Annotated in this window: 19 protein-coding genes; 14 read left to right on the forward strand and 5 right to left on the reverse strand. The window is 68.8% G+C overall.

Features of this window, described 5'->3' with window-relative positions:
* The first annotated feature begins 89 nt into the window (after positions 1-89).
* Complete coding sequence (locus MHZ35_RS05120) at positions 90-659, forward strand: hemerythrin domain-containing protein (RefSeq protein WP_239434640.1); 570 nt, start codon at positions 90-92, stop codon at positions 657-659.
* Positions 660-721: 62 nt separating this feature from the next.
* Here MHZ35_RS05120 and MHZ35_RS05125 read toward each other — a convergent pair whose 3' ends face one another.
* On the reverse strand, positions 722-1735 hold the full coding sequence (locus MHZ35_RS05125) for an SDR family oxidoreductase (protein WP_239434641.1): 1014 nt from the start codon (positions 1733-1735) through the stop codon (positions 722-724).
* Positions 1736-1879: 144 nt separating this feature from the next.
* On the opposite strand from MHZ35_RS05125, the gene MHZ35_RS05130 reads away from it, so the two are divergent.
* The 3 genes from MHZ35_RS05130 to MHZ35_RS05140 all read left to right on the forward strand — a co-directional run bounded on the left by MHZ35_RS05130 (position 1880) and on the right by MHZ35_RS05140 (position 4029).
* Complete coding sequence (locus MHZ35_RS05130) at positions 1880-2266, forward strand: hypothetical protein (protein WP_239434642.1); 387 nt, start codon at positions 1880-1882, stop codon at positions 2264-2266.
* Positions 2263-2685, forward strand: coding sequence for a GNAT family acetyltransferase (locus MHZ35_RS05135; protein WP_239434643.1), 423 nt, complete (start codon positions 2263-2265; stop codon positions 2683-2685). Before MHZ35_RS05130 ends, MHZ35_RS05135 begins: the two co-directional genes overlap by 4 nt.
* Positions 2686-2793: 108 nt before the next feature.
* A complete protein-coding gene (locus MHZ35_RS05140) occupies positions 2794-4029 on the forward strand; it encodes a family 1 glycosylhydrolase (RefSeq protein WP_239434644.1) in 1236 nt (411 codons plus the stop codon).
* Between the two features lie 143 nt (positions 4030-4172).
* On the opposite strand, the gene MHZ35_RS05145 is transcribed toward MHZ35_RS05140, so the two are convergent.
* Positions 4173-4352: a hypothetical protein gene (locus MHZ35_RS05145; protein ID WP_125961375.1), complete on the reverse strand. Its 180-nt coding sequence runs from the start codon at positions 4350-4352 to the stop codon at positions 4173-4175.
* A gap of 142 nt (positions 4353-4494) precedes the next feature.
* Here MHZ35_RS05145 and MHZ35_RS05150 point away from each other — a divergent pair, with 142 nt between their 5' ends.
* The 9 genes from MHZ35_RS05150 to MHZ35_RS05190 all read left to right on the forward strand — a co-directional run bounded on the left by MHZ35_RS05150 (position 4495) and on the right by MHZ35_RS05190 (position 12169).
* Positions 4495-5016, forward strand: coding sequence for a TPM domain-containing protein (locus MHZ35_RS05150; protein ID WP_239434645.1), 522 nt, complete (start codon positions 4495-4497; stop codon positions 5014-5016).
* 148 nt (positions 5017-5164) lie between these two features.
* Positions 5165-6118 (forward strand): hypothetical protein, encoded by a 954-nt coding sequence (locus MHZ35_RS05155; protein WP_239434646.1) that lies wholly within the window; start codon positions 5165-5167, stop codon positions 6116-6118.
* Positions 6119-6283: 165 nt separating this feature from the next.
* Positions 6284-6631: an ArsC family reductase gene (locus MHZ35_RS05160; RefSeq protein ID WP_239434647.1), complete on the forward strand. Its 348-nt coding sequence runs from the start codon at positions 6284-6286 to the stop codon at positions 6629-6631.
* 49 nt (positions 6632-6680) lie between these two features.
* Positions 6681-7547, forward strand: a complete 867-nt coding sequence (gene panB, locus MHZ35_RS05165) for a 3-methyl-2-oxobutanoate hydroxymethyltransferase (RefSeq protein WP_239434648.1) — start codon at positions 6681-6683, stop codon at positions 7545-7547.
* Positions 7548-7615: 68 nt separating this feature from the next.
* The gene (locus tag MHZ35_RS05170; RefSeq protein WP_239434649.1) at positions 7616-8338 is read left to right on the forward strand and encodes a tetratricopeptide repeat protein; all 723 of its coding nucleotides are present in this window, start codon (positions 7616-7618) and stop codon (positions 8336-8338) included.
* Positions 8335-9669 (forward strand): outer membrane protein assembly factor BamB family protein, encoded by a 1335-nt coding sequence (locus MHZ35_RS05175; RefSeq protein WP_239434650.1) that lies wholly within the window; start codon positions 8335-8337, stop codon positions 9667-9669. The genes MHZ35_RS05170 and MHZ35_RS05175 overlap by 4 nt, the downstream gene beginning before the upstream one ends.
* Before the next feature lie 18 nt (positions 9670-9687).
* Positions 9688-11043, forward strand: coding sequence for a ribosome biogenesis GTPase Der (gene der / locus MHZ35_RS05180; protein WP_239434651.1), 1356 nt, complete (start codon positions 9688-9690; stop codon positions 11041-11043).
* Positions 11040-11243, forward strand: coding sequence for a sulfurtransferase TusA family protein (locus tag MHZ35_RS05185; RefSeq protein ID WP_239434652.1), 204 nt, complete (start codon positions 11040-11042; stop codon positions 11241-11243). The genes der and MHZ35_RS05185 overlap by 4 nt, the downstream gene beginning before the upstream one ends.
* Before the next feature lie 146 nt (positions 11244-11389).
* Positions 11390-12169, forward strand: a complete 780-nt coding sequence (locus MHZ35_RS05190) for an SDR family oxidoreductase (RefSeq protein ID WP_239434653.1) — start codon at positions 11390-11392, stop codon at positions 12167-12169.
* A gap of 42 nt (positions 12170-12211) precedes the next feature.
* On the opposite strand, the gene MHZ35_RS05195 is transcribed toward MHZ35_RS05190, so the two are convergent.
* The gene (locus MHZ35_RS05195) at positions 12212-13150 is read right to left on the reverse strand and encodes an aromatic alcohol reductase (protein ID WP_239434654.1); all 939 of its coding nucleotides are present in this window, start codon (positions 13148-13150) and stop codon (positions 12212-12214) included.
* 65 nt (positions 13151-13215) lie between these two features.
* Here MHZ35_RS05195 and MHZ35_RS05200 point away from each other — a divergent pair, with 65 nt between their 5' ends.
* Positions 13216-13644: a winged helix-turn-helix transcriptional regulator gene (locus tag MHZ35_RS05200; protein ID WP_125961364.1), complete on the forward strand. Its 429-nt coding sequence runs from the start codon at positions 13216-13218 to the stop codon at positions 13642-13644.
* A gap of 74 nt (positions 13645-13718) precedes the next feature.
* Here MHZ35_RS05200 and bfr read toward each other — a convergent pair whose 3' ends face one another.
* Together bfr and MHZ35_RS05210 are read right to left on the reverse strand one after the other, a co-directional pair.
* Entirely contained in the window at positions 13719-14210 is a 492-nt protein-coding gene (gene bfr, locus MHZ35_RS05205; RefSeq protein ID WP_125961468.1) for a bacterioferritin, read from the reverse strand.
* A 106-nt stretch (positions 14211-14316) separates the two neighbouring features.
* The gene (locus MHZ35_RS05210; protein ID WP_125961363.1) at positions 14317-14487 is read right to left on the reverse strand and encodes a (2Fe-2S)-binding protein; all 171 of its coding nucleotides are present in this window, start codon (positions 14485-14487) and stop codon (positions 14317-14319) included.
* Between the last annotated feature and the right edge of the window lie 82 nt (positions 14488-14569).

Raw genomic sequence — 14569 nt, forward strand, 5'->3', positions numbered from 1 at the left:
CGTTCCGCACCGAGCCGCGCCATTCCCTCGCGCTGCGGAACGGCGGCGCCACGCCTTTCGTTGAGCCGGAAACGGTGAGGAGCAAGCAGATGGCCACGACGCAGCAAGCATCTTCGGGAAATGTCGGCCGCACGGTCGCGATCGGCGCGGCGACGGGAGTGGTCGCCGGCCTCCTCGCCAATTTCCTGCGCAAGGCGGCGGTACAGGCGCCGACGGTGATGGCCGGCCGCTGGGACAAGGCGCTGGCGGCCGAACATGCCGCGGCGCTCAAGATCTTCGACCTGCTGGAAAAGACGAAGGACGAGGACACCGCCCGCCGTGCCTTCCTGCTGATGCAGTTGAAGCATGCGATCAGCAAGCATGCGTTCCAGGAAGAGAATGTCGTCTACGCGATGATGCGCGATCAGGGTCTGACGGAGGCGGCGGACCATCTCAATCACGAGCATGGCTATGTGAAGCAGTATTTCTTCGACCTGACCGAGATGGCGAAGGACGATCCCGCCTGGCTTCCCAAGCTCAAGGAATTCCGCGTCTTGATCGAAAGCCACATGCGCGAGGAGGAACAGGACCTCTTCCCCAAGCTGCGCGACCAGCTGTCGGAGACGCAGAACAAGCACATCACCGCCGCGATGAACAAGGAAGGCCTCAAGCTCGCCTGAGGGCGCTTTCCTTCATCCCCGCCGTGGCGCCGCTCCGAAGCACTGCGGAGCGGCGGTCACGGCTACGGCTTGCGGCCCCGCGCGCGAACGGCGAGGCCCAGCGCCGCACCCGCCAGGGCAACGGCCCCCAGCGCAATCCCCGGGTGCGTGCGGGTGGCCGTAAAGGCGCTGACCGGTCGCCCCTTCTGCTCGCCCTCGGTGACCCCGTCCTTGCCGTCCGGCGCGTAGAGATTGCCCGGGCTCACCGGCACCGGCCGGGCGGGGTTGGCCAGCAGCACCCCCATGTTCTGCGCCACCCGGTCGAACAGCAGCGGCATCAGCTGGGCGCCCAGCACCTGCAGCTTGCCCACGCCGCCGACCGTCAGCGAACGCCGCGGGTGCTGCGCCGCATCCAGGATCGCGTCCGCCACCAGCGAGGGTGCGTAGAGCGGCGGCGGAAGCTGCGCCTTGTAGCCGGTCAGGTTGCGGCCGTGCTGGGGGAAGGGGGTTCCGACCGGGCCCGGCTTGATGAGGGTGATCGACACCGGCGCACCCTCCGCCATCATCTCCAGCCGCAGCGAATCCGTGAAGCCCTTCACCGCATGCTTCGACGCCGTGTAGGAGGAGATGACGGGGGAGGGCATGTCCGAGTTGATCGACCCCACGTTGATCAGCGCGCCGCCGCCGGGCTTCTCCTTCAGGTGGCGCAGCGCTGCCAGCGATCCGTACACCACCCCCCAGTAATTGGTCTCGAACACCTGGCGGTGGTCGGCGGTGGGCGTCTCCAGCGCGGCGGCATAGACGCCGATCCCGGCATTGTTCACCCAGGTGTCGAAGCCGCCGAAGTGGTCGATCGCAAAGGTTGCGGCGCGCTCGACTTCCTCCTCCTGGCCGACGTCGGCCACGAAGGTGACGGCGGTGCCGCCGGTGGTCTGGATCTGGTCGCGCACCCGCGCCAGCGCGTCGCCGTCGCGCGCGATCAGCACCACCCGCGCGCCTGCCGCCGCCGCCCGGCGGGCCGTCTCCAGCCCGTGGCCGGAACTTGCGCCGGTGATGACGATCACCTGCTCGGAAAGCGGCTTCAGTTGGGCCTTCATGCTACCTCGTCTGGTTGGGCGACGCCGTGGAAGGCGGCGTCGTGCGGGCGCAGAACGAGCCGCCGTTGCGATCCGATCCCTCGCGGCTCTGGCGGCGGCGAGGGCGCTTGGCTATGCGGGCACCTTGCAGGGGAGGGGGCGAGAATGAACGTACGGAACGGCCGGATCGGGGGCATGAGGCTGGCGGCTGCGGTGCTGCCGCTGCTGTTGGCCGCCTGTTCGGACGAGGCGCCGCGATCCGACCCGGCACTGCCGCCGCACGCCGCCGCGACCAGCCTTCCGCCCGCCATGCTCGGCCGCTGGGGGGAGGACGCGGCCTGCGCCCATCCGCTCGAGGTGGCGGCGGATCGCATCGCCGGCGCCCGCATCGATGCGGTCACCACCGCTACCGACGGGGCGGTCGACGTCGACACCTCGGCCGAGGTCGACGGCATCACCACCGGGCGGCGCTATCGACTCGCACGGTCCCGCGGCGAGCGGCTGGCGGTCACCGTCGACGGCATCACCACCACCCGCATCCGCTGCCCGTGACCCCGGTCGAGGCCGGCCCCGCCGACACCGCCGCCGTGGTCGCGCTGTGGCAGGCGGCCGGGCTGACGCGGCCCTGGAACGATCCCGCCGCCGACTTCGCCCGCGCGCTTGCCGCCGCGGATTCGGCGGTGCTGGTGCTGCGCGACGGCGCAGCGCTGATCGGCAGCGTCATGGTCGGCTATGACGGCCACCGCGGCTGGGTCTATTATCTCGCCGTCGCCCCCGATCGGCGTCGCCACGGGCTCGGCCGCACCCTGATGCTGGGCGCGGAGGCATGGCTGCGCGCCCGCGGCTGTCCCAAGATCCAGCTGATGGTGCGCACCGGCAATGCCGATGCGCTCGCTTTCTACGATCGGCTGGGCCTCGTCCCGCAGGACGTCGTCACCCTCGGCCGTTTCCTCGCGCCCGAGCCTGCCTGACCGGGCACGCGCGTTTTTCCCGAAACCTTCGCGCCACGGCTCGCGTTCCAGTCCCTGGTCTCGGCCGCCTCGCGCTCACGCGATCCGACCGGCTGCCGGGAGAGGCGGATGGCGCACTTCATGTTCTGCACGGGGATCGAGAGCAGCATCCCCACCATCGACAACGGCCGGGTGCGCGTCGACCAGATGGAGTCCTGTGGTCACTATGCGCGCTGGCGGGAGGACTTCGACCTGGTCCAGGATCTCGGCATCCACTTCCTCCGCTTCGGCCCGCCGCTCCACAAGACGCTGCTGGCGCCGGGCAAATATGATTGGGAGTTCGCCGACCTCACGCTCGGGGACCTCCGCCGCCGCAACATCACGCCCATCGTTGATCTCTGCCACTTCGGCGTGCCCGACTTCGTGGGCGACTTCCAGAACCCCGATTTCCCGCAGCTCTTTGCCGATTATGCGGCCGCCTTCGCCCAGCGCTATCCCTGGGTGCAGCTCTATACCCCGGTGAACGAGATGTTCGTCTGCGCGGTCTTCTCCGCGCTCTACGGCTGGTGGAACGAGCAGCTCGCGAGCGACCGCGCCTTCGTGACCGCGCTCAAGAACATCGTCTACGCCAACGTCCTCGCGATGCGGCGCATCCTGGAGCATCGCGCCGACGCGCTGTTCATCCAGAGCGAGTCCTCGGAGTATTTCCACGCCGACAGCCCGGCTGCGATCCGCCCTGCCGAGGTGATGAACGCCCGCCGCTTCCTCAGCCTCGATCTCAACTACGGCCGCCGGGTCGACAGCGCGATGTACGAATATCTGCTGGATAACGGCATGACGCGCGAGGAGTACCACCGCTTCCACGGCAACCGGCTGAAGCAGCACTGCATCCTCGGCACGGACTATTACTGGACCAACGAACATCGCATGCACCAGGACGGCCACAGCTGGGCCTCGGGCGAGGTGTTCGGCTACAGCGAGATCACCCGCCAATATTACTGCCGCTACGGCCTGCCGGTGATGCACACGGAGACCAACATCGCCGAGGGACCGAACGGCGACGAGGGCGTCAACTGGCTGTGGAAGGAATGGGCCAACGTCCTCAGGCTGCGCAACACCGGCATCCCGACGGTGGGCTTCACCTGGTATTCGCTGACCGACCAGATGGACTGGGACACCGCGCTTCGCGAAAAGAACGGCCGGGTGACCCCGGTCGGCCTCTACGACCTGGATCGCAACATCCGCCCGGTGGGCAAGGCGTACAAGCAGTTGATCGCCGACTGGCGCGACGTGCTGCCGGCGCAGAGCCTGTGCCTGGTGGTTCCGGTCGTGCCGCCCTCGTGCAGCCACCCCACGGGGCCATGACCGCCGGCGAGCCGCTCGATCGCCCGCACACCGGCCATCTCCCGGCAATCGAAGCGTCCGCTATCCCGTGCCCCTGCCAGCCGGAGGGGCGAGCCTCGGTAGGACAGGGGGAGGGCGCCGGTCGGGCACGCCTCCCTCGCCCGCTATTCCTCGGCCGAGCTGTCCTTGTCGTCGCCGGTCTTGTCGGGTGACTTCTTCTTCGACGCCTTGCGCGCCCCGGTTCCGGTGGCGCCGCCCCGGCCGGTGCCGGTGCTGCCCCTCGCACCGTCGCCGCCCTTGGTCGTGATCGCGCCGGGATTTCCGCCTGCACCTTTCTGAGCCATGTCGAGTCTCCGTCAGGGAAGACAATGCAACCCGCCGGCCCAGTCCCCAGTTCCGCCGCGGGGCTGACGCCTAGTAGCGGGCAGCCAGCGACCCCAATTGCGGACGTTGACGGCAGAACGCCAGCACGCCAGCGTGCCTCCCATGAAGCAGCTGACATTGTTGATGCTTGCCCTTGCTGCCGCCTGCTCAGATGGATCGGCGGGGAATTCCTCTGTCGAGGATAGCCGTTCAAGGCAGTCCCCGGCGTCGGCGCAGCCGGCGGTCGTCCTGGCAGGGTATGTCACTGATACCGCCCGCATTATCGATGCCACGCGAGAAGAGGCGCTTTCCAAGCGTCTGTACGCGCTTGAACAGGCGACGGGTCATCAGATGGTCATCGTGACCGTCCCTTCGCTGGATGGGCAGGACATTGCCGACTTCACAACCGCTTTGGCCAACGCCTGGGGGATCGGGCGGGCAGAACACGACGACGGCGTCGTCCTCCTCGTGGCTCCCAACGAACGCAAGGTACGGATCGCGGTCGGCTACGGCCTTGAGAAAACCCTGCCCGATGCGCTTTGCGGCCACATCATCGAGGAGCAAATGCTGCCTCGCTTCCGGCAGGGCGACCTGGCAACCGGGATCGAAGCCGGAGCGACGGCCCTGATCAATCAGCTGACCTAGACTCGGGATCGCTCGCGTCCCGTCCTCCCGATTGCCTGAGTTGCCGGCGGCTTGGCGCGGCTGCGCGCAAGTTCTCGATCCCGCTTCACAGCTATCGGCGCTCTCGTTACTGAGGCCGCCAGCAAATGGGGCAATAACTTCGGGGGGAATGACTTTGCGCACCGTGTGGATAAAGGTTCTGGCGTCGGTTTCCGTGTCGATGCTCGCCTGGGGCGCCGTCCCCGCGGATGCGCAGTTCGGCATGCTCGGCGATCTCGCCAAGCGCGCCGGCGTCTCGATGCCCAGCCTGCGCAAGGAACCGATCACCACCAGCCTTCCCGACGCACGCTGGGGCGATCCCAGCCAGGACGGGTTCGTGCCGCGGGAGCCCAAGCGCAACCTCGCCGAACTGCAGCGCACGCCCAACGGCGGCTTCGTCCTGCAGCCGGGCTATTACAGCTTCCACGATCAGAGCTATTGCCTGCACGCCGGCACCCACGGGCCGGGCAACGGCGACGGCTATCTCTATGCCCCGCCGCTCGGTGCTGCCAAGGATGCGGTGATCACCATCGTCCGCAACTCGGTCCAGCACCCGGAGATCGACCAGCACACCATCCAGGCGCTGCTGTGGGCGATCCTGTCGCGCGCGAAGCTGGAGGACATGTCCAACGAGCATCGTGCCGCCGCCGCCCAGCTGCTGACCCCGCGCCAGCTCGCCGGGCTCAACCGCGGCGTGCTCGACATGCTCTCGTCCGGCCCCATCGCCGACAACCTGCCGGCCGAGGTGCGCGCCGTGCTCCGGGCGGAGGCGGACCTGCGCCAGATGCTGACCACCCCCGGCACCAGCTACAGCGAACTGGAGCGCGTGGCGGTGCTCGCCGGCATGGCCCCCGTGGGCGCCGGCAGCCGTGACGTGCCGACCGGCCGCTGGAGCCACCATCCGGATGGCTACTGGGTCCGCTACCTGCCCAGCAGCTACACCAACACGGTCGTCGAGATCTGGGTGCCCGCCGACGGACCCGGCGCCGGCAAGGAGTTCGATCCCGCCACCCACATCGCGGTCCCGGGCAATACCGCGCGCCAGCGCCTCATCCAGTCCGGCCGCGCCTACCGCGCCAGCTGACCGGGCGCGGCTCGTAGGGGGCGCTGCAGTCATCGGCTAACAGGCTGCCTCTCCCCTCCCTGGAAGGGAGGGGCCGGGGGTGGGTACCGCCGAGGCACTCGGCGGTCGCCTTTCCCGACTCTCGCGGCTACGCCTCGGGCCAACCAAAACCACCAAGGACCCGATGTGACCGCCACCCTGTACGGCATCCGCGCCTGCGACACGATGAAGAAGGCGCGCAGCTGGCTGGAGGAGAAGGGCGTCGCCTTCACCTTCCACGACTACAAGACCGCCGGCGTCGACCGGCAGGCGCTGGAGCGTTGGGTCGACCGGCTCGGCTGGGAGGCGCTGCTCAACCGCTCCGGCACCACCTTCCGCAAGTTGCCGGAGGAGCAGCGCGCCGATCTCGACCGCGATCGGGCAATGGCGATCATGCTCGCCAACCCCTCGTCCATCCGCCGCCCGGTGCTGGAGGATGGGGATGCGCTGCTGGTCGGCTTCAAGCCGGATGCCTATGGGCAGCACTGGCGCTGATCGGCGCGAGTGACTGGCGCGCTGGCGCCGCACCCTCTATTCCGGGCCCATGTCCACCACCTCCTCCATCGAGGGCGGCGCACGTCGTGCCGATCCCGCGTCGCCTCCTCCCAAGCGGCTGACCGTGCCCGCGCTCCGCGCCCGCAAGGGCGCCGATGCCGAGCCGCTGGTGATGATCACTGCCTATACCGCGCGCATGGCGCAGCTGCTCGATCCCCATTGCGACATGCTGCTGGTCGGCGACAGCCTGGCCCAGGTGATCTACGGCCTGCCGTCGACCGTGCCGGTCACGCTGGAGATGATGGCGGCGCATGGTGCGGCGGTGGTGCGCGGCAGTGCCCATGCGCTGGTCGCGATCGACATGCCCTTCGGCAGCTATGAAGCGAGCCCGGCCCAGGCCTTCGAAAGCGCCGCGCGGCTCCTCAAGGAGACCGGCGCCGCCGCCGTGAAGCTGGAGGGCGGGGAGGCGATGGCGCCGACCGTCCGCTTCCTCACCGAGCGCGGCATCCCCGTGATCGGCCACATTGGCTTGACGCCGCAGGCGGTGAACCTGCTCGGCGGCTATGGCGCGCGCGGGCGCAGCGAGGCGGAAGCCGCCAAGATCGTCGCCGACGGCGTCGCGATCGCGGAGGCGGGCGCCTTCATGGTCGTGATCGAAGGCGTGCTGGAGCCGATCGCGATCGCGGTGACGGACCGCATCGCCTGTCCCACCATCGGAATCGGCGCGTCGGCGCAGTGCGACGGGCAGGTCCTGGTGGGGGAGGACATGCTCGGCCTGTTCGATCGCACCGCCCGGTTCGTGAAGCGCTACGAAGATCTCGCCGGCCGTATTTCGGCCGCGGTTGAGGCCTATGCGGGCGAAGTGCGGTCGCGTGCGTTTCCCAACGCCGAACACCTCTATCAACCCAGGGTTTGAACGGCTTTCGTTTCCCTTCCCGCGCGGCTAGATAGCGCGCTTCGTTCGCGGCACGCATGGAGTAGGACTTGGCGCTCACCCCCCAGAATAACCAGGCCTTCCTGCGCGAGGTCGACGAGGAGCTGCGGCGCGACCAGGTGGCGAGCTTCGGCCGCCGCTACGGCCTGTGGGTCGCGGTGGCGATCGTCGCGGTGCTGGCGGCGTTCGGCGGCTGGATCTGGTGGCAGCACCACCAGAAGGAGAAGGCGGCCGAACAGGGCGTGCTGCTCCAGCAGGCGATGGACGACCTGGGCGCGAGCAAGGTCAATGCCGCCACGAGCGCGCTCGCCAAGCTCGAAAACTCCGGCAGCGACGGCTACCGCGCCTCGGCGAAGTTCGTGCAGGCCGACATCCTGCTCAACAAGCAGGACCTGAAGGGCGCCGCCGCCAAGTTCGCGGAGGTCGCGAACGACACCTCGCTTCCGGGCGAGTTCCGCGACTTGGCACTCCTGCGCCAGACCGCGGCCGAATATGACACGTTGAAGCCCCAGGCCGTCGTCGATCGGCTGCGTGGCCTCGCCAGCAAGCAGAGCCCCTGGTTCGGCAGCGCGGGCGAAATGGTCGCGGTCGCTTATATCCGCCTGGGTCGCCGTGACCTGGCCGGCAAGATGTTCGGGGAAATGGCCCAGACCGAGAGCGTGCCGGAATCGATCCGGCAACGTGCGGTTCAGATGGCGAGTGCTCTTGGCGTAGACGCGCCCGCCTCCAAGGCGCCGACGACCCCCACCTCAGAGGAAAAGAACGCAGGATGAGGACCAGCGCGAAGCTGATGACGGCCGTGGCAGCGCTTTCGCTGCTGGGCGGCTGCGGCATCTTCAAGGGCGATGGCAAGCGCAAGACGCCGATCCTTGGCGAGCGCGTGCCGATCCTGTCCGCGGAGAATGACGTGACGGTCGATCCGTCGCTCGCCGCGGTGCAGGTGCTGCTGCCGCCCCCGGTCGCCAATGCCGACTGGACCCAGCCGGGCGGCAACGAGTCGAAGGCGATGGGCCATCTCGCGCTCGCCGCTGCGCCCAGCCGCGTGTGGACCGCCCGCATCCCCGGCGGCACCACCCGCGTCCGCCTGGGCGCCGCCCCGGTGGTCGCCGGCGGCCGCCTCTACGTCATGGACGTGGAGGGCGTCGTCCATTCCTTTGACGCGACGACCGGCGCTGCCGGCTGGACCGCCAATACCGTCAAGGATGCCGACAACGGCAACCAGGCGGCCCGCTTCGGCGGCGGCGTGAGCGTCGGCGAAGGGCGCCTGTTCGCCACCAACGGCCTCGGCGACGTGGTCGCGTTCAACGTGGCGGACGGTGCCGAGGTGTGGCGCGCCAAGCCGGGCGGTCCGCTGCGCGGTGCGCCCACGGTCGCCAACGACCAGGTCTATGTCGTCAGCCAGGACAACCAGCTGTTCGCGCTGGCGCAGGCCGACGGCACCGTCGTCTGGACTCAGGCGGGCTCCGTCGAAAGCCAGGGCGTGTTCGGCGTCGCAGCCCCCGCCTCGGCGCAGGGCACCGTGGTCGCCGGCTTCTCCTCGGGTGAGCTCAACGCCTATCGCTACGAAAACGGCCGCTCGCTCTGGGCGGACAGCCTCTCGCGCACCAGCGCCACCACCTCGGTCTCCTCGCTCGCCGACATCGATGCGGAGCCGGTGATCGACGCCGGCCGCGCCTATGCCGTCGGCCAGGGTGGCCGCATGGTCGCGCTCGAGGTCACCAGCGGCCAGCGCCTGTGGGAGCAGAACCTCGCCGGGATCTCGACGCCCGCCGTCGCCGGAGAGTGGCTGTTCGTCGTCACCGACGATGCGCGCCTGCTCTGCGTCGCGCGCGGCAGCGGCAAGGTCCGCTGGATGCACCAGCTGCCCCGCTACCAGAACGAGAAGAAGAAGAAGGGCCCGATCCTGTGGGTCGGCCCGGTGCTCGCCGGCAATCGCCTGGTGCTCGCCAACTCCGAAGGCCAGCTGGTCTATGCCTCGCCCGAGGACGGCACCGTCAGCGCCACCGTGGAGGCTTCCAGCGGCCCGATCGGCCTGTCGCCGATCGTCGCCAACTCGACCCTTTACCTGCTCGATGACTCGGGCACGATCAGCGCCTGGCGCTGATCGCTGCTGAAAACGGACATGCCGCTTCCTACCGTCGCCATTATCGGACGCCCCAATGTGGGCAAGTCGACGCTGTTCAACCGGCTCGTCGGCAAGCGCCTGGCGCTTGTCGATGACCAGCCTGGCGTCACGCGCGACCGGCGGGAGGGGGATGCCAACCTCCTCGGCCTGGAATTCCGGATCATCGACACCGCCGGGTTCGAGGACGAGGACCCGCAGAGCCTGCCGGGCCGCATGCGCCAGCAGACCGAGGCGGCCGTCATGGACGCCGACGTCGCGCTGTTCATGATCGACGCGCGGGTCGGCGTGACCCCGCTCGACGAGGAAATCGCCCGCTGGCTGCGCGCCGCCGATCGCCCCGTCATCGTGCTCGCCAACAAGGCAGAGGGCCGCGCCGGCGAGACCGGCGTGATCGAGGCGATGGCGCTCGGCTTCGGCGATCCGGTGCCGCTTTCGGCCGAGCATGGCGAGGGTGTGGTCGACCTGTTCGACGCGCTGCGCCCGTTCGTCGACCGCGAGGACGAGGAAGAGCCGGAGGAGGATCCCGAATCCCCCGACGCGCCACTCAAGCTCGCGATCGTCGGCCGCCCGAACGCGGGCAAGTCGACGCTCATCAACCGCATGCTCGGCCAGGACCGGCTCATCACCGGCCCGGAAGCCGGCATCACCCGGGATTCGATCGCGATCGAGTGGGAATGGGAGGGCCGTCCGGTCCGCCTGATCGACACCGCCGGCATGCGCAAGCGCGCCCGCGTGCAGGAGAAGCTGGAGAAGCTCTCCGTCGCTGACGCGCTGCGTGCCGTTGATTTCGCCGAGGTGGTCGTGCTGCTGCTCGACGCCACCCGCGGGCTTGAGGTGCAGGACATCAAGATCGCCGACCGCGTCCTCCAGGAAGGCCGCGCGCTGGTGATCGCCCTCAACAAATGGGACGTGGCGGAGAACGCCTCCAGCCTGTTCAACGGCGTCAAGGGTGCGCTGGAGGAAGGCCTGGCCCAGGCCAAGGGCGTGCCGCTGCTCACCGTCTCGGCCTTCAGCGGCAAGGGCATCGAGACGCTGCTTAAGGTCGCGTTCGAGACGCGCGAGGCGTGGAGCCGCCGTGTCTCGACCGGCCAGCTCAACCGCTGGTTCGATCGCGCGATCGAGGCCAATCCGCCGCCCGCGCCCGGCGGCAAGCGCATCAAGATGCGCTACATCACGCAGAACAACACGCGCCCGCCCAGCTTCGTGCTGTTCGGCACCCGCGTCGACATGCTGCCGGAAAGCTACAAGCGTTACCTCATCAACGGCATCCGCCGCGAGTTCGATTTCGGCGCGGTACCGGTCCGCCTGAACCTGCGCGCGCCCAAGAACCCGTTCGACAACAAGGACGGATGATCGACGCCCGCGGCCTGCGCTGCCCCTGGCCGGCCCTGCGCCTGGCCAGGGCGCTGCGCCAGGGGGAGCAGCCGGAGCCGTTCGAAGTGCTCGCCGATGATCCCAATGCCGAACGCGAGATGCGTGCCGTGGCCGAGGCCGCCGGCCGCCGCCTGATCCGCCTCGCCGACGCCCGCTTCGAGGTCCGTCCCGCCGCCTGAGCCCGCGCGGATTGCAACCGGCGATCCGTCGGCGTACCACCACCCCGTTCTCGGGAGTTTTCGAAATGATCCAGCGTCACCGCTAAGGCGGTAAAAACCTGCGCCAGCGGAGCGATCCGCCGACCGGACTCTGTTTCGAGAACATCATGCAACGACTGAAGAACAAGACGTGCGTCGTCACCGGCGCTGCGCGTGGCATCGGCCGCGCCATCGCCGCCCGCTTCCACGACGAAGGGGCGACCGTCATCGCCACCGACATCGACGCCGCCATGGGAGCGGCTGCGGCCGCCGAAATCGGCTGCCGGTTCGAACCCCTCGACGTGCGCGAGGAAGGCGACTGGGCGCGGCTGGCCGGCATCGTCCCAGTGGCCGACGTGGTGGTCAACAATGCCGGCATCACCGGCTTTGAAGGGGGGATGGTGCCCCACGATCCCGAACACGCCAGCCTTGCAGACTGGCGCGCGGTGCATCGCGTCAACCTGGACGGCACCTTTCTCGGCTGTCGCTACGCGATCGGCGCGATGAAGGGGACGGGAAGGGGCTCGATCCTCAACATCTCCTCACGCTCGGGGCTGGTCGGCATCCCGGGCGCGGCGGCCTATGCCGCGTCCAAGGCGGCGATCCGCAACCACAGCAAGACGGTGGCGCTTTATTGCGCGCAGCAGGGCTGGCAGATCCGCTGCAACTCGATCCACCCGGCCGCCATCCTCACCCCGATCTGGGAGCCGATGCTCGGCAGCGGCCCGGATCGGGCGGCGAGGATGCAGGCGTTCGTGGCCGACACCCCGCTCAAGCGCTTCGGCATGCCCGACGAAGTCGCCGCGATCGCCGTGACGCTCGCCTCCGACGAGGCAACCTACGTGACTGGGACCGAGATCAACATCGACGGCGGCCTGCTGGCAGGGTCCGCCGCTTCCCCCGGCTGACCGCGGCGGCGGGCGCGGCCGACCGCGCCCGCCGCCTTCGGCCTAGCCGCGATCGCCGCCCGCCGGGCGGTGCTGCCGCAGCCAGCCGGCGACATCGGTGACGGCGATCCCCTGCGCCGCGTTGAACGTCCGCTCCCGGTCCCAGGCGACGCCGGTTTCGCGCGCGAACGCCAGCCGGTAGGCGCGCATGCCGTCCCCCGGATGCGCTGCCGCGTCCGCACGCAGCTGCTCCATGCTCCACAACACGCGCGCCACCGGCCGCCCCAGATACGCCTCCACCCGGTCCGCCAGCTCGGCATAGGAGACGGTGTCGCCCGCCACGTATACGACCTGATCGTCCAGCCGCGGCCGATGCGCCAGGATCGCCGCCGTCAGCCGGCCGATGTCCTCAGGCGTGGTCACCGTCAGCCGATGCTCCCAGCTGCCGAGCGCATGCACCCGGCCATGCTCCAGGTCGACCAGCCCAAACGCCGGTTCGAACAGGAAGCTGGTGAACATGCCGGTCGACACGATGGTCCAGCGCGTGCGCGACTGGCCGCGCAGCAGGTCGCGCACATCGGCCTGCTCGTCGAACACCGGCTGGCCGCTGCCCCGCCCCACGACGTCATAGTCGACGCCGAACTGCCAGGGGACATAGCGCTCCACCCCTGCCTCCAGCACGGCGGCGGTGATCCTGCGCTGGGTGCCTGGCCCGCCGACGAACCCCGTGCAGCAGATCACGGTGTCGAAGCGCGCAAACACCGCGGCAAGCGCGTCCTCCGTCTCCGTCGCCAGGTCCGCGCGAACGATGTCGATGCCCAGGCTGTGCAACCGTGCGTCGATCCCCTCCTCGGCGGCAGGGTCCTGCCGGGGCCGCAGCAGCACGCTCAGCGTGCGTCCGTCCGCCGTGCGCCGGTCGGTGAGCGCCTCCAGCATCGCAACGCCCAGTTCGCCCGCGCCGAGGACGAGCGTGGCATCGGTCTTGGGTTCGGTCTCGTGCATTCGTATCTCCTCCAATCGGGTGGGTGAGATGGCTCGCCGATCCGCGAGCAAAAGAAGGCACAGGCGTGATACCGCACCCCAAAAGCAGCTTCGAAGACGTGATCGCCCAATCGCAGGCCGCCTGTGCGGCGCTGAGCGACGCGGACGATGGCCTGAAGCGGGAGGTGCTGGCCCATGCCGGCAACCGCTGGTCGCTGGGCATCGTCCATGCGCTGGGCGTCGCGGGAACGCTGCGCCACGCGGAGCTCGCCCGGCGGCTGGACGGGGTCACCCAGCGCATGCTCACCCGCACGCTGCGCCAGCTGGAGCGCGACGGACTGATCGCCCGTCACGACTATCGGGAGGTGCCGCCGCGGGTCGACTATCGCCTGACGGAGCTTGGGCGCGGGCTGCTGGTGGGCATGCTGCCGCTCTGGACCTGGGTGATCGACAACGCAGACGCGTTTCGAGCCGCCCGGCGCCGCTTCGACGGCGCGGATGCGGACCAGGGCTGAGCCTATTCGTCCGCGCACAAAAAAAGGGCCGGCGTCGCCGCCGGCCCCATCTTTTCGGAAACGGGTAGGGAGGCTCAGCCTTCCTTCACGTCATATTCCGACTTCGCATTGAGGGCGATGTAGTTCTCCAGGCCCATGCGCTCGATCATCTCGAACTGGCGCTCCAGCGTGTCGACATGCTCTTCCTCGTTCTCGAGGATCTCGGCGAACAGGTCGCGGCTCACGAAGTCGCGCACGCTCTCGCAGTACGCAATCGCCTCGCGCAGCTGGGCGACGGCCTCCAGCTCCAGCGCCAGGTCGGCCTTGATCGCCTCGACCACGGTCTCGCCGATGCGCAGGCGGCCGAGCAGCTGGAAGTTGGGCAGGCCGTCCAGGAAGAGGATGCGCTCCGCCAGCCGGTCGGCGTGCTTCATCTCCTCGATCGATTCCTCGCGCTCGAACTTGGCGAGCTTGTACACCCCCCAATGATCGAACATCCGGTAGTGCAACCAATATTGATTGATCGCCGTCAGCTCGTTGCGGAGCGTCTCGTTGAGGAATTCGACGACCTTGGGATCACCCTTCACGTTCACATGCCCTTGCTGGTAAATTATGGGCGTGAATCTACGGTGCTGATCCCGGTTTGAACAGGCAGAAAACGGCGGGAATCTGCGGTTTTTCTACCTGCGAGCGTCACGCAATCGCGCGCTCCTCGTCGATGATCTCGCGTGCGAATGGCACGCATTGTCCGCACTTCGCCTGCCGGCCGAGCGCCCGATAGGCCTGGCAGGCACTCATCGCGCCGGACCGCGCGGCCCGCCGGACTTCGTCTTCCCGAATCGCATTGCAAACGCAGACGACCATTGCCGATTCCTTGTTGACCGGGACCGGGTAGCGCCATTGCGAACTGCTCGCAACTGTTTTGCGACGCATTCGCAAATCGGGG

Source organism: Sphingomonas sp. ACRSK (genome assembly GCF_022346685.1).
GTDB classification, from domain to species: domain Bacteria; phylum Pseudomonadota; class Alphaproteobacteria; order Sphingomonadales; family Sphingomonadaceae; genus Sphingomonas; species Sphingomonas molluscorum.

Excerpts from the sequence above, each read along its gene's own strand:
- MHZ35_RS05150 (WP_239434645.1), top strand. The coding sequence starts at position 4,495 with ATGAAGCAGCTGACATTGTTGATGCTTGCCCTTGCTGCCGCCTGCTCA.
- der (WP_239434651.1), top strand. The coding sequence starts at position 9,688 with ATGCCGCTTCCTACCGTCGCCATTATCGGACGCCCCAATGTGGGCAAG.
- MHZ35_RS05195 (WP_239434654.1), bottom strand. The coding sequence starts at position 13,150 with ATGCACGAGACCGAACCCAAGACCGATGCCACGCTCGTCCTCGGCGCG.
- MHZ35_RS05145 (WP_125961375.1), bottom strand. The coding sequence starts at position 4,352 with ATGGCTCAGAAAGGTGCAGGCGGAAATCCCGGCGCGATCACGACCAAG.
- MHZ35_RS05210 (WP_125961363.1), bottom strand. The coding sequence starts at position 14,487 with ATGGTCGTCTGCGTTTGCAATGCGATTCGGGAAGACGAAGTCCGGCGG.
- panB (WP_239434648.1), top strand. The coding sequence starts at position 6,681 with ATGTCCACCACCTCCTCCATCGAGGGCGGCGCACGTCGTGCCGATCCC.
- MHZ35_RS05125 (WP_239434641.1), bottom strand. The coding sequence starts at position 1,735 with ATGAAGGCCCAACTGAAGCCGCTTTCCGAGCAGGTGATCGTCATCACC.
- MHZ35_RS05190 (WP_239434653.1), top strand. The coding sequence starts at position 11,390 with ATGCAACGACTGAAGAACAAGACGTGCGTCGTCACCGGCGCTGCGCGT.
- MHZ35_RS05185 (WP_239434652.1), top strand. The coding sequence starts at position 11,040 with ATGATCGACGCCCGCGGCCTGCGCTGCCCCTGGCCGGCCCTGCGCCTG.
- MHZ35_RS05120 (WP_239434640.1), top strand. The coding sequence starts at position 90 with ATGGCCACGACGCAGCAAGCATCTTCGGGAAATGTCGGCCGCACGGTC.
- MHZ35_RS05175 (WP_239434650.1), top strand. The coding sequence starts at position 8,335 with ATGAGGACCAGCGCGAAGCTGATGACGGCCGTGGCAGCGCTTTCGCTG.
- MHZ35_RS05140 (WP_239434644.1), top strand. The coding sequence starts at position 2,794 with ATGGCGCACTTCATGTTCTGCACGGGGATCGAGAGCAGCATCCCCACC.
- MHZ35_RS05130 (WP_239434642.1), top strand. The coding sequence starts at position 1,880 with ATGAACGTACGGAACGGCCGGATCGGGGGCATGAGGCTGGCGGCTGCG.
- MHZ35_RS05155 (WP_239434646.1), top strand. The coding sequence starts at position 5,165 with ATGACTTTGCGCACCGTGTGGATAAAGGTTCTGGCGTCGGTTTCCGTG.